The sequence below is a fragment of the Streptomyces sp. WAC03905 genome (assembly GCF_057371075.1).
Window position 1 is genome coordinate 3,084,551 of the sequence record NZ_JBXYDZ010000003.1, and the last position, 13,152, is coordinate 3,097,702.

The 13,152-nt window shown below is 74.0% G+C and carries 7 protein-coding genes and 1 pseudogene; 5 read left to right on the plus strand and 3 right to left on the minus strand.

Translation table 11 applies throughout. The annotated features are described in order from the left end of the window. Positions 1-14: 14 nt before the first annotated feature. Genes AC2RP6_RS16225 through AC2RP6_RS16235 form a run of 3 tightly spaced genes read left to right on the plus strand, consistent with a single transcriptional unit; the run spans position 15 to position 3,506 of the window. A complete protein-coding gene (locus AC2RP6_RS16225) occupies positions 15-1,202 on the plus strand; it encodes a toxic anion resistance protein (RefSeq protein WP_486446859.1) in 1,188 nt (395 codons plus the stop codon). Beyond that, positions 1,199-2,908 carry a substrate-binding and vWA domain-containing protein gene (locus tag AC2RP6_RS16230; protein WP_486446860.1) on the plus strand — a complete coding sequence of 570 codons (1,710 nt, stop codon included), beginning with the start codon at positions 1,199-1,201 and terminating at the stop codon, positions 2,906-2,908. The genes AC2RP6_RS16225 and AC2RP6_RS16230 overlap by 4 nt, the downstream gene beginning before the upstream one ends. Next, entirely contained in the window at positions 2,895-3,506 is a 612-nt protein-coding gene (locus tag AC2RP6_RS16235; RefSeq protein ID WP_486446861.1) for a hypothetical protein, read from the plus strand. The genes AC2RP6_RS16230 and AC2RP6_RS16235 overlap by 14 nt, the downstream gene beginning before the upstream one ends. A gap of 150 nt (positions 3,507-3,656) precedes the next feature. Here the strand turns inward: AC2RP6_RS16235 and AC2RP6_RS16240 are convergent. After that, positions 3,657-5,491 (minus strand): annotated as a pseudogene (locus AC2RP6_RS16240) (phosphoenolpyruvate carboxykinase (GTP)). A gap of 220 nt (positions 5,492-5,711) precedes the next feature. On the opposite strand from AC2RP6_RS16240, the gene trhA reads away from it, so the two are divergent. Continuing rightward, the gene (trhA, locus tag AC2RP6_RS16245; protein ID WP_486446862.1) at positions 5,712-6,443 is read left to right on the plus strand and encodes a PAQR family membrane homeostasis protein TrhA; all 732 of its coding nucleotides are present in this window, start codon (positions 5,712-5,714) and stop codon (positions 6,441-6,443) included. A gap of 148 nt (positions 6,444-6,591) precedes the next feature. Here the strand turns inward: trhA and AC2RP6_RS16250 are convergent, their stop codons facing one another. Together AC2RP6_RS16250 and AC2RP6_RS16255 are read right to left on the minus strand one after the other, a co-directional pair. Beyond that, the gene (locus AC2RP6_RS16250; protein WP_486446863.1) at positions 6,592-8,655 is read right to left on the minus strand and encodes a thioredoxin domain-containing protein; all 2,064 of its coding nucleotides are present in this window, start codon (positions 8,653-8,655) and stop codon (positions 6,592-6,594) included. Between the two features lie 27 nt (positions 8,656-8,682). Continuing rightward, a complete protein-coding gene (locus AC2RP6_RS16255; protein ID WP_486446864.1) occupies positions 8,683-9,447 on the minus strand; it encodes a DUF4344 domain-containing metallopeptidase in 765 nt (254 codons plus the stop codon). A gap of 152 nt (positions 9,448-9,599) precedes the next feature. Between AC2RP6_RS16255 and AC2RP6_RS16260 the strand changes: the two genes are divergently transcribed. Beyond that, the gene (locus AC2RP6_RS16260; protein WP_486446865.1) at positions 9,600-12,908 is read left to right on the plus strand and encodes a tetratricopeptide repeat protein; all 3,309 of its coding nucleotides are present in this window, start codon (positions 9,600-9,602) and stop codon (positions 12,906-12,908) included. Positions 12,909-13,152 lie beyond the last annotated feature (244 nt).

The following is a 13,152-nucleotide window of genomic DNA, read 5'->3' on the forward strand; positions in this document are numbered from 1 at the left end:
CCGAGGGACACACCATGACACTGACACCCCCCGAGGACGCCCCGCTCGTCCTCAGCGCTCCCGCGCCCGTCGCCCCCGTCCGCACGGAGCAGGCCGCCGGACTCGTACCCCTCCCGGACGGCGTCCGCGAGGAGATGGCCCGCCGGGCCGGGGAGTACGTCGGCTCGCTCGCCGGGATCGACGCCCGCTCCCCCGAGTTCGCGCAGCGCATCGGCGAGATCACCGCGCTCGGGTCGGCCGACGTCCGCACCGCCGCCCAGCAGTCCAACCGGATGCTGGAGCGCGCCGTGCGCTCCCTGGGCCCCGACGGCGGCGGCGACGCCCAGGCGCGCGTCGCCGGCTCCCTCGTCGAACTGCGGCGCACCGTCGAGGACCTCGACCCGCGCGACTCCCCCGCCAGGGGCGCCCGCAGACTGCTCGCGAAGCTGCCGGGCGGCAACCGGTTCCGCGACCACATGGCGAAGTACGCCTCCTCGCAGGCCACCCTGAACCGGATCGTGGGGGCGCTGCGCAGCGGCCAGGACGAGCTGCGCCGCGACAACGCGGCCCTGCACACCGAACGCACCCGGCTGTGGGAGACGATGGGCCGGCTCCAGGAGTACGCCGTCCTCACCGAGGCCCTGGACACCGCCGTCGGGCGGCGGATCGCCGAGGCCGGGCGCAGCGATCCGCAGGAGGCGGACGCGCTGCGCGCGGACGTGCTCTTCCCGGTTCGGCAGAAGCACCAGGACCTGCTGACGCAGCTGGCCGTCTGTGCCCAGGGCTACCTGGCGATGGACGTGGTGCGGCGCACCAACGACGAGCTGGTCAAGGGCGTCGACCGGGCGGCGACGACCACCGTCTCCGCCCTGCGCATCGCGGTGATGCTGGCCTCGGCCCTGGACAGCCAACGCGCGGTGACCGAGCAGGTCAACGCCCTCAGGGGGACCACCGAGGAGCTGATCCGCGGCAACGCCGACATGCTGGCGACGCAGAGTGGTGAGATCCAGCGGATCGCGGCCGATCCCGCGGTGGGCGCGGAGACGCTGCGGACGGCCTTCGCGCAGATCTACAAGACGCTGGACGCGATCGACGCGTTCAAGGTCCAGGCCACGGAGAACATGGCCGTGACGGTGGAGTCCCTCGCCGGTGAGCTCCAGAACGCCTCGGCGTACCTGGCACGGACGCGGACCGCCGGCGCCCTCGAAGGCGGTGCCCTGTGAGGGGCCGCGCCGGTCGCACCGGCCACACGCCTGGCGCCGCCCGCACCACTCGCGCCGCCCGTGCCGCCCGTGCCGCCCGCGTCTGGATCGCCGCGGTGGTGCTCGCCTCCCTGGTCGGCGCGAGCGGGTGCACCTCCGGCGGCGCGCCCCGGCCGGAGCGGACGGAGCGGACGGAGTACGAGGAGGGCACCCTGCGGGTCCTGGCCTCCAGCGAGCTCGCGGACATGGAGCCGGTCCTGGAGCAGGCCCGGAAGGCGACCGGGATCACGGTGAAGCTCACCTGGTCGGGCACGCTCGACGCCGCCGAGCAGGTCGCCTCCGGGCAGGCCGACGGTCGGTACGACGCGATCTGGCTGTCTTCCAACGACTACCTGCGGCTGCGGCCCGAGGCCGCCGGGAAGCTCTCCAGCGAGACCCCGGTGATGTCCTCGCCCGTCGCCCTCGGCGTGAAGCCGGAGGTGCTGGCCCGGCTCGGCTGGAAACCCGGCGAGGTCACCTGGCCGGCGGTGCACGAAGCCGTCGCCGCGGGGAGGCTGACGTACGGGATGACCGACCCGGTGCGCTCCAACTCCGGCTTCTCCGCACTGGTGTCGGTGGCGTCGGGCCTGTCGGGCGCGCAGGCGGCGCTGAGCGAGGCGGACGTGAAGGCGGCCACGCCCCGGCTGAAGGAGTTCTTCGCCGGGCAGAAGCTGACCTCGGGCTCCTCCGGCTGGCTGGTGGCCGCGTACGGCAGGCGCGGGGACGTGGACGCGCTGGTGAACTACGAGTCGGTGCTGCTGTCGATGAACCGCGACGCGAAGGACGGTACGGCGCCGCTGACGGTGGTCCGGCCGCGCGACGGGGTGGTGACGGCCCACTACCCGCTGACCCTGCTGACGTCGGCCCCGGCCGGGGCCCGCGACGCGGGCCGGGCCCTGACCGACTACCTGCGCGGCGCCGAGGCGCAGCGGGCGATCACCGGGCAGACCTTCCGCCGTCCGGTCACGGCCGGGGTGGACCCGGCGGCCGGGCTGGACCGGGAGAAGCGGCGCGAGCTGCCGTTCCCCGGGTCGCGGTCGGTCGCGGACGGGCTGCTGGCCGGTTACGAGAACGAGCTGCGCAGGCCGTCGCGGACGGTCTACGTGCTGGACACCTCGGGGTCGATGAGCGACGAGGACCGCATCGGGCGGCTGCGGTCGGCGCTGACCGATCTGACGGGGACCGGCGGGTCGGGGACGGGGCGCCGTTTCCGGGACCGTGAGGAGGTCACGCTGATGCCCTTCGGGTCGAAGGTGAAGGAGGTGAACACGCACGTGGTGGAGCCGGGCAATCCGGGGCCGGCGCTGGATGCGATCCGCCGGGACGTGAAGGCGCTGGAGCCGGAGGGGGGTACGGCGGTCTACGGCAGCCTGGAGGCGGCCTACCGGCAGCTGGGCGGGGGCGGCGCGGACGCCTTCACCTCGATCGTGCTGATGACGGACGGCGAGAACACCGAGGGCGTCGGAGCCGGGCACTTCGATTCCTTCTACGCGGCGCTGCCCGAGGCGCAGAAGCGGACTCCGGTCTTCGCCGTGCTGTTCGGCGACTCGGACCGCAAGGAGCTCACCCACATCACCGAACTGACCGGCGGGCGGCTCTTCGACGCCACGGGCACGGGGGTCCCCCCGGCGGTGGCCGGGGGCGGTTCGCTGGCCGGAGCGTTCGAGGAGATCCGTGGCTACCAGTAGGACGACCGGGGCCCTGGGGTACCTGGAGTCGAGGAAGAACCTGGTCGGCTCCGCCTGCGGGGTGGCCGGCCTGGCCCTGGCCATCGCGGGGGTGGCCGGTGCGTACTGGCCGGTGGTGGTCGCCGGACTGTACGCGGCGGGGGCGCTGATCGCCCCGCCGGAGCGGACGGCACCGCCGCCGTTCGATCCGCGGGAGGAACTGGGCCCGCTGCGGGCGGACTTCGGGCGGCTGCGGGAGTACGTCGCCGAGGCCGAGGTGCCGTCGGAGGCCGGTGCGGCGCTCGCGGAACTGCTGGAGCTGTACGGGGCGCTGCTGGAGCCGGGCTGGGTGGCGGATGTGCTGGCCGCGGATCCGGAGGCGGTGCACGCGGTGTCCCGGGCGGTGCGCCAGGACGTGCCGGAGAGCGTGGACGTGTACCACCGGACGCGCTGGTGGAGCCGGATGACGGCGGGCGGCGAGTCGCCGGAGCGGCACCTGGAGCGGCAGTTGGGGCTGCTGGGCGCGGAGGCGCGACGCGTAACGGCGGGCCTCCACGAGGTGGAGGCCCGCCGTCAGCAGACGCACACGACCTACCTGGAGGAGCGCGAACGCTCCTGACCGGGTGGGTCGGTGCTGCGGTGGGCGCCGCTTGGTCGGGGGCTCCCACAGCGGTGGGACGCCGCTTGGTCGGGGGCTCCCACGTTCTTCGGCCCTTGTCCAGGGCGTGCCCTTCGTCAGGGCGTGCCCTTCTTCAGGGCGTGTTCGGGCTCAGCCCAGGCGCTCCACGAGGGCGTGGTACTGCTCCCACAGCTCCTTGGGAGTGTGGTCGCCGTAGGTGTTGAGGTGCTCGGGGACCAGGGCGGCCTCCTCGCGCCAGACCTCCTTGTCGACGGTGAGGAGGAAGTCGAGGTCCTCGGCCGGGAGGTCCAGGCCGTCGAGGTCGAGGGAGTCCTTGGTCGGCAGGATGCCGATGGGGGTCTCGACGCCCTCGGCGGTGCCGTCGAGGCGGCCGACGATCCACTTCAGGACGCGGCTGTTCTCGCCGAAGCCGGGCCACACGAACTTGCCCGCGTCGTTCTTGCGGAACCAGTTGACGTAGTAGATCTTCGGGAGCTTGGCTGCGTCCGCGGAGGCGCCGACCTTGACCCAGTGGGCCATGTAGTCGCCCATGTTGTAGCCGCAGAACGGCAGCATGGCGAAGGGGTCGCGGCGCAGCTCGCCGACCTTGCCCTCGGCGGCGGCGGTCTTCTCGGAGGCGATGTTCGACCCGATGAACACGCCGTGGTTCCAGTCGAAGGACTCGGTGACCAGCGGCACCGCGGAGGCGCGGCGGCCACCGAAGAGGATCGCGGAGATCGGGACGCCCTTGGGGTCCTCCCACTCGGGGGCGATCGTCGGGCACTGGGAGGCCGGGACGGCGAAGCGGGCGTTGGGGTGGGCGGCGGGGGTCTCCGAGGCCGGAGTCCAGTCGTTGCCCTTCCAGTCGACGAGGTGCGCGGGCGCGTCCTCGGTCATGCCCTCCCACCACACGTCGCCGTCGTCGGTGAGCGCGACGTTGGTGAAGACGGTGTTGGCGTACATGGTCTTCATGGCGTTGGCGTTGGTGTGCTCGCCGGTGCCGGGGGCGACGCCGAAGAAGCCGGCCTCGGGGTTGATCGCGTAGAGGCGGCCGTCCTCACCGAAGCGCATCCAGGCGATGTCGTCGCCGATGGTCTCGACCGTCCAGCCGGGGATCGTGGGCTCCAGCATGGCGAGGTTGGTCTTGCCGCAGGCGGACGGGAACGCGGCGGCGACGTACTTCGTGTCGCCCTCGCCGGCCGGCGGGGTGAGCTTGAGGATCAGCATGTGCTCGGCGAGCCAGCCCTCGTCGCGGGCCATGACGGACGCGATGCGCAGCGCGTAGCACTTCTTGCCGAGCAGGGCGTTGCCGCCGTAGCCGGAGCCGAAGGACCAGATCTCGCGGGTCTCGGGGAAGTGCGAGATGTACTTGGTGGTGTTGCAGGGCCACGGCACGTCGGCCTCGCCCTCGGCGAGCGGAGCGCCGAGGGTGTGGACGGCCTTGACGAAGAAGCCGTCGGTGCCGAGCTCGTCGAGGACGGCCTTGCCCATGCGGGTCATGGTGCGCATGGCGACCGCGACGTAGGCGGAGTCGGTGATCTCGACGCCGATCGCGGAGAGCCGGATCCGAGGGGGCCCATGCAGAACGGGACGACGTACATCGTCCGGCCCTTCATGGAGCCGCGGAAGATGCCCTTCTCTCCCGCGAAGACCTCCTTCATCTCGGAAGGAGCCTTCCAGTGGTTCGTGGGACCCGCGTCCTCTTCCTTCTCGGAGCAGATGAAGGTGCGGTCCTCGACGCGCGCGACGTCGGAGGGGTCGGAGGCCGCGTAGTAGGAGTTCGGGCGCTTCGTCTCGTCGAGCTTCTTGAACGTTCCCTTGGCGACGAGCTCCTCGCACAGGCGCTCGTACTCGCCCTCGGAGCCGTCGCACCAGACGACGCGGTCCGGCTGGGTGAGGGCTGCGATCTCGTCCACCCAGGAGATCAGTGCTGCGTGCTTGGTGGGAAGGGTCGAACTGGTGGGAGCCGCGTTGTCGCGCGCCACGATTGCTCCTTGTTGAGGGGTTTGTTTGGTGTAGGCCCCGTGGGGGCTGCGACCCGGACGCTTCGCGCTCCGCTCATCCGGTGTCGACCGCACTCATCTGATCATCCGGTGGATGTGCGCATATGTCCAGAGGGCCTCTCACGTGAGCATTGCCACGTCCGTCAATCTTCCGTAAAGAGGAAGAGCAGAAACCTACGGGCCCGTAGGTAGCATGGCGGGCATGACTTCCGAAGCCGCCGCCGTCCCCGCCGCCGAGGCCGCAGCGACCTCCGAGGCCTCCCCGGTCGTCGAGGCCGTGGAGGCCGTCGAGTCAGCCATCGAGGCGAAGCCGCTCCTGCGCGGCTGGCTCCATCTCGGCATGTTCCCCGCCGTGATCGTCGCCGGCCTGGCCCTGATGGCGTTCACCGACTCGACCCGGGCCCGCGTCGCCTGCGGCGTCTACATCCTCACGGCCTGCCTCCTCTTCGGCGTGAGCGCCGTCTACCACCGCGGCACCTGGGGCCCACGGGGCGAAGCCGTCCTGCGGCGCCTCGACCACGCCAACATCTTCCTGATCATCGCGGGCACCTACACCCCGCTGACCGTCCTGCTGCTCCCGCCCTCCACCGGCCGGACCCTGCTGTGGGCGGTGTGGATCGCGGCCGCCGCCGGCATCGCCTTCCGCGTCTTCTGGGTCGGCGCCCCGCGCTGGCTCTACACCCCCTGCTACATCGCCATGGGCTGGGCCGCCGTCTTCTTCCTCCCCGACTTCATGCGCACCGGCGGCATCGCCGTCCTGGTCCTCGTGATCGTCGGCGGTCTCCTCTACAGCGCCGGCGGGGTCATCTACGGCATGAAGCGGCCCAACCCCTCGCCCCGCTTCTTCGGCTTCCACGAGGTCTTCCACTCCCTGACCCTCGCGGCGTTCGTCGCGCACTACGTCGGCATCTCGCTCGCCGCGTACCAGCACTGACGCGCACCGACCGGGCACACCGGTGAGGGGGTCCGGCCGCACCGCGCGGCCGGACCCCCTCACTGTTCGCCCGTCACGGCCGGGGCGGCGGGCGAACCCGTCGGCGAACCCGTCACCCCCGCCGCGCCGTTGGCGGCACCGCGCCCCCTCAGGGCCGCGCCGCGCCCACCTGCTCCGCCAGCTCGGCCGGCTCCGTCGTGGGGCGCGCGCAGACGAAGTGCCGGCACACGTACGCCGTCGGAACGTCCCCGACGAGCGGCCGCCCGGCGAGGAGCGGGAACTCCCCCTCTCCGCCCTCCGCGGGCTGCGGCAGCCCGACCGCCACCACCGCGCCGGGAGCCGTACCCAGCAACGCCGCCCGGTGCAGCGCCGCCCGCGCCGGATCCTCCGGATGCCCGACGACCGCCACCTCACGCGGCCCGTCCAGCAACGCCTCCGCCACCGCCAGCCCGTGCCCGATGAAACGCGGCACGCGCGGACCCAGTGCCTGCACCACCCCGAGCGCCCGCTCGGCCGCCGTCCGGTGCGCCTCCGACCCGGTGTGCGCCGCGTACGACAGCAACGCGCCCGCGGCGGCTGTCCAGCCCGACGGCGCGGCCGTGTCGGTCGGATCCTGCGGCCTGCGGATCAGCTGCTCCGCGTCGTGCGCCGTGTCGTACAGCGAGCCGTCCTCGGCGGTGAAACGGTCCAGGACCAGATCCGCGAGGAACCCGGCGAACTCCAGCCAGACCCCCTCACCGGTCACCGCCGCAAGGGCCAGGAACCCCTCCGCGACGTCGCCGTAGTCCTCCAGCACCCCGGCGTTGGCACCCACCTGGCCGTCCTTGCTGGTCCGCGCGAGCCGGGCCCGGCCGGCCTCCGCGTCGAAGTGCACCCGCACCAGCAGATCGGCGGCCTCGGTCGCCCGCTCCACCAGGTCGGGCCGCTCGAAGTACGCCCCGCACTCCGCCAGTGCGGCGATGGCCAGGCCGTTCCACGCGGCGACGACCTTGTCGTCCCGGCCTGGCGCGGGCCGCTCCGACCGCGCGGCCAGCAGCCGCGCCCTGATGGCGGCGATCCGCTCGGCGTCCACCGCCGGCCCGTCCTGCGGGAGCTGGAGCACGGACTTGCCGTGCTCGAAGGTCCCCTCCTCGGTCACCCCGAAGTATGCGGCGGCGAGCGCCCCGTCGTCCTCCCCGAGCACCTCCCGCAACTGGGCCGGGGTCCACGCGTAGTACGCGCCCTCCACGTGCTCGCCGCTCGCCGGGTCCTCGCTGTCGGCGTCGAGGGCGGAGGCGAAGCCGCCCTGCCCGGTCCGCAGCTCCCGCACCATGAAGTCGGCGGTCTCCAGCGCGACCCGCCGCGCGAGCTCCGAGCCGGTGGCCCGCCACAGGTGGGCGTAGACCCGGCAGAGCAGGGCGTTGTCGTAGAGCATCTTCTCAAAGTGCGGGACCACCCACTCCCGGTCCACGGAGTACCGCGCGAACCCGCCCGCGAGCTGGTCGTAGATCCCGCCGCGGGCCATCGCCTCGCAGGTGTCGGCGGCCATCTGCAGCGCGCCCTCGGACCCGGTGCGGGCGTGGTGGCGCAGCAGGAACTCCAGCACCATGGACGGCGGGAACTTCGGCGCGCCGCCGAATCCGCCGCGCGTGGCGTCGTACTCGCGGGTCAGCCCGAGCAGCGCCTGCGCGAGTTCCTCGGGCCCCGGGGAGCCGGCCTTCCCGTAGTCCAGCTGCCGCCCGGCGAGGTCCCGCGTGATCTTCCGCGCGACCTCGGCGACCTCGTCGGGCCGCCCGACCCAGGCGGCCCGCACGCCTTCGAGGACCTGCATGTAGGAGGGCATCCCGTGGCGGGGCTCGGGCGGGAAGTAGGTCCCGAAGTAGAACGGCTCGGCGTCGGCGGTGAGGAAGACGGTCATGGGCCACCCGCCCTGCCCGGTGGCGGCCTGCACGGCCTCCATGTAGACGGCGTCGACGTCGGGCCGCTCCTCGCGGTCCACCTTGATGTTGACGAAGTGCTCGTTCATGTAGGCGGCGGTCGGTTCGTCTTCGAACGACTCGTGCGCCATGACGTGGCACCAGTGGCACGAGCTGTACCCCACGCTGAGCAGAACGGGTACGCCCCGCTCGCGCGCCTCGGTGAAGGCCTCGGGCGACCACGGCCACCAGTCGACGGGGTTGTCGGCGTGCTGGAGCAGGTACGGCGAGGTCTCGTTCGCAAGACGATTAGGCATGTCCCCATCCTGCCCCACGGCCCTGGATCACCGCCGTAGGAAGGGGGCCAGGTCGCGGGTCCAGGCGTCGCGGGCGGTGGTCCAGGTGTGCGGGCAGTGGGCGCGGGCCGGGGTGGCCAGGTCCGGGTGGCGGGGCGGGGCGGCACCGTAGGTGGCGCAGCGGTGGGCTTCGGCGCGGGCGGGGTCGGGGGCGTGTTCGTCGTCGGGGTCGGGCTCGGGGTGCGCGGCGGCGGCCAGGTCGTAGGCGCGGGCTGCGGTCAGGAGGGTCCGTTCGCCCTCGGGGCGGCCGTCGCGGAGCAGCATCAGCTGCGCGAAGCGGTCGGCGGCGTCCTCTTCGGCGCGGGGGTCGGATACGGGGAGGCGGAGCGCGTCGATGAGGGCGTGGCCCGCTTCGTGGTAGAGCGTCTCGCGGGCCGTGGCGGCGACGGCCTCGTCCGTGGGGTTTTCGCCGGCCTGCTCGAACAGTTCGCGGTCCTCGGTGAGGTCGTCGTAGCAGAGCTCGATGCGCCGGGCCCCGGGGTCGTAGCCGCTGCCCTCGCCCGCGCAGGAGCGGGTGGTGACCTCGACCCGGTGGGGGAGGTCGAGGTGCGCGTTGAGGTCGGCGGTGACGGTGTCCGTGAGGCGGTGCCGGGTCAGGAGGGTGGCGGTGGCGTGGTCGGCGGGGGCGGGTCGTTCGTGGCGGGGGACGAAGCCGGTCGCGGGCGACGGCGGCTGCTGGCAGGAGGTGAGGAGCGCGGTCAGGAGCAGGGTGATGTGCGGGGCTGTCGCGGCTCGGATGCGGTGTCGCGTCACAGTGCTTTCACCTCAAGGGAGTTGACGGTTTGCGACCCGACTGTATGAACGAGTGACCGCTTCCCTCTGAACTAGCTCAGATTCCCTCGCGAACGGCGGTGTACCGCAGGACACTTGTGGCACGTTGCCGGAGCTCTCTGAGGGGGATGCCGATGCGGGACAGCCATCGCGGTGAGGCCGAGCGCCTGTTGGAGCGGGCTGTGGACGAGGCGGTCCGGCGAGGGGCGGGCGCGGGGGACGGCGCGGGCGGGGCGGTGGACGGGGCCGCGCTGCTGGCGCGCGGCCGGGAGGCCCTGGACTCGCTCGCCGCGAGCGCGGCGCCCGAGTACGAGGCGTACGTGCGGGCGCTCGACGAGGCGGCGGCCGGTGAGCAGTCGCTGGGTGAGGCCTTCCGGCGGGGCGACACCTCGACGGCGGCGCTGGTGACGGCGGTCGCGGCGGCGGCGGCCGTCGGGGCGGACCTGTCGCTGGGGGTCGCGGCGGGCACGGCGCTGACGGCGGGTGCGGTCGTGGGGATCGCCGGGGCGGTGGCGACGGTGGCGAGGGTGACGGCCCTGCACGTGCCGGCGGCGAACCGGCGGGCGGGGGAGCTGGGGCGGCCCGGCGGGGCGGAGCAGCTGAAGCTGCAGTGGCTGTCGGCGCTGGAGGTGCGCGGGATACGTCCGTTCCTGGAGCAGCAGCGTGCGGTGGCGGTGGCGGCCCGGGTGCCGCGGCCGGTGGCCGTGTCGCCGGTGCGGGTGGCTGCGGGGGGCCTGCGCGGGGTGGACCGCAGTGCGGAGGCACGGCGGCGCAGTGCGCTGGAGCAGTCCTTCGGACAGTTGCCGGACGTGGCGGATCGCTTCGCGGGCCGCCGGTCGGAGCTGACGCGGATCGCGCAGTGGGTCCAGGCGGCCCGGGCGAGTACGGAGACCCGGCCGGTGGTGGTGGTGCTGCACGGGGAGCCGGGGGTGGGACGGACCGCGTTGGCGCTGCGGGCGGCGCACGCGTTGCGGGACCAGTTCCGGGGTGCGTGCGTGGTGGACATGCGGGGTGGTTCCCCGAGCGGTGAGCCCGGTGAGGCGCCGTTGTCGACGCGGGAGGCGCTGCTGCACCTGATGAACCGGCTGGGTGCGCCGCGCGAGCAGTTGCTGTTCCGGGAGGGTGCGTCCGCGGAGCAGCAGGTGCGGCGGCTGGGCGAGCTGTACCACCAGCATCTGCGGGGGTTGCCGGTGACGGTTCTCCTGGACGACGCGGTGGATGCGACGCAGGTGCGGACGCTGGTGCCGGAGCGTTCGGAGAGTCTGGTGCTGGTGACGGCGCGGGAGCCGTTGGAGTTGCCCGGGGACGTGGCGGCGTGGGTCCACCAGCTGCCGGTGGGGCGGCTGGACGCGGACGAGTCGGCGGAGCTGGTACGGGCGGTGGCGCCGGAGGTGCCGGCCGGTGAGGGGGCCGCGGCCGACGACGGGGGCGCGGGCGCCGAGCGGGTCGCGGCGGGCGTGGCGTCGGTGGTGGAGGTGGGCGGTGGGCTGCCGCTCGCGCTGCGGATGCTGGCTCCGCTGGTGCGCGGCGGCGCCGTCGCTCCCGTCGGCGCGGGCCCGGCGGACGGGGTGCATCCGGTGGAGGCGGCGCTGCGGACCGCGGACGCGCGGCTGGCCGAGCCGGCCCGGCTGCTGCTGCGGCGGTTGCCGCTGGCGGGGCGGGCCTCGCTGGGCGGTGCGGCCGCGGCCGCGCTGGCCGGGGTACCGGAGCAGGCGGCGCTGCGCACGCTGGAGGAGTTGTGGGAGGCGGGTCTGATCGAGCGGGTCCGGGGGCAGCGCTTCCGGATGCATGACGCGGTGCGGGCGTACGCGGCGGCCCGGCTGGCGGCGGACGAGGACCGGGCGCAGGCGGTGGCGGCGCACGAGCGGTTGATCCGGGACTACGCGCAGCTCGCGGACTCGGTGATCCGGATGGTCGACGGGAAGATGTCGACGCGGGCGAACCAGTTCGGGGGGCACGGTTTCGTGTCGCTGGACGCGGCGCTGCGGTGGCTGGACGACGAGTCGAGCTTCATCACGGCGGCCCTGCGGCACTCGGAGGGGGTGGACCAGCAGGCGGTGCTGGACCTGCTGGGGGCGTTGTGCGATTTCTGTCTGCTGCGCGGCGACCTGTACCGGCTGGGTGAGATCGACGAGCTGACGCAGGCGGTGGCCGCGGGCCGGCCGGGCGGGGCGGGCCAGCAGGGCCGGCTGATGCGGTCGGTGCAGTGGCGTACGGGTATCGCGGCGCGGCAGCTGGGTGAGCTGGACAAGGCCCGCACGACGCTGACGTCGGTGGTGGACCAGTACATGGAGGCCCGCCAGGAGGCGGGGGCGGCGATGGCGCTGGTGTCGCTCGGGATCACGCTGCACCACCAGGGGAACCTGCCGGAGGCAGCGGTGCGGATCCGGGAGGCGCTGGCGTTGCAGGAGCCGGCGGAGCTGGCGGGTGACCGGGCGTGGGGGCTGCACGCGCTGGCGGCGGTGGAGCGGGACCGGGGGCACCTGGCGGAGGCGACGCGGCTGCTGGAGACCTCGCTGGCGCTGCACCGGGAGAGCGAGAGCGTGCACGGGGAGGCGTGGGCGCACTTCCAGCTGGGGCAGGTGCACCTGCGGTTCGGTGAGGTGGAGCGGGCGGAGAAGGAGCTGGAGCTGGCGCTGCAGCTGTACGGGCGGACCCGGGACGACCGCGGCGAGGCATGGGCACTGACGCAGCTGGGCCGGGCACGCGTGGTGGACGGGGATCCGGGTCCGGCGGTGGCGCGGTTGCGGGAGGCCCTCGCCCGGCACCGGGAGGCGGAGGACGCGCGCGGTGAGGCGTGGACGCAGTACTACCTGGGGCAGGCGCTGGAGGTGGGCGGGGAGCGGGACCGGGCGGTGCGGGAGCTGGAGCGGGCGCGGACGATGTTCTCGCGGATGCGGGACGTGTACGGGCTGGCGCACGCCCGGCACCATTCGGGCCGGGTGACGCGGGACCAGCGGGCGGCTCAGACGGGGAACCTGAAGAACTCGGGTTTCGCGCGGCAGCTGCTGGTGGACGCGCGGGCGGATTTCCAGCGGATCGGGCTGGCGCACGGTGAGGCGTGGACGTGTCTGGAGCTGTCGGTGGTCGACGCGGGCAACGGGCGGCTGTCGCAGGCGCTGGGGCTGTGCGAGGAGGCGGTGCGGCTGTTCGTCTCGTACGGGGACCGGCGCGGGGAGGACTGGGCGCGCTTCCTGCGGGTCACGCTGCTGCCGTACGTGGGGCTGGCGGGCCCGGGGGTGCCGGAGGAGGCGCGGGCGGAGCTGGCGCGGCTGGTGGAGGCTCGGCATCCGGCGCGTGACGGGCGGCTGGACGACTGCCTGGAGACGTACGGGGTGATCCTCGGCCGGGGCGTGGACCCGGCCGAGGGCTGGCAGGCCTGGCGCCTGGGCCTGGTCCCGGACCTGCACGCACGGGAGGTCATGGGCGTCCCGCACTCGTGACCCCGCCCGGCCGGGCGGGGTACGGCGCGCGGGGCGGGGTGCGCCCGGGCCGGGCCGGTGGTGCGCGGCCCGCACGGCCCCGGGGCCGGCGGGACCGCAGGTCTCCGGCCGGGGCGGAAGCCACCGCCCCCGGCGCGCGGGGCACGGCGCGGCGGGGCCACGGCCGGTGTCCGCCCGGGCCGGGCCGCCTGCCCCCGGGCCTGGTCCGGGGCCGGGCCTGGTCCGGGGCCGGGCCGGAGCCGGG

What these genes read in the sequence shown, in the direction of transcription:
- AC2RP6_RS16250 (WP_486446863.1), bottom strand. Translation starts at nt 8,655, where the DNA reads ATGCCTAATCGTCTTGCGAACGAGACCTCGCCGTACCTGCTCCAGCAC.
- AC2RP6_RS16225 (WP_486446859.1), top strand. Translation starts at nt 15, where the DNA reads ATGACACTGACACCCCCCGAGGACGCCCCGCTCGTCCTCAGCGCTCCC.
- AC2RP6_RS16260 (WP_486446865.1), top strand. Translation starts at nt 9,600, where the DNA reads ATGCGGGACAGCCATCGCGGTGAGGCCGAGCGCCTGTTGGAGCGGGCT.
- trhA (WP_486446862.1), top strand. Translation starts at nt 5,712, where the DNA reads ATGACTTCCGAAGCCGCCGCCGTCCCCGCCGCCGAGGCCGCAGCGACC.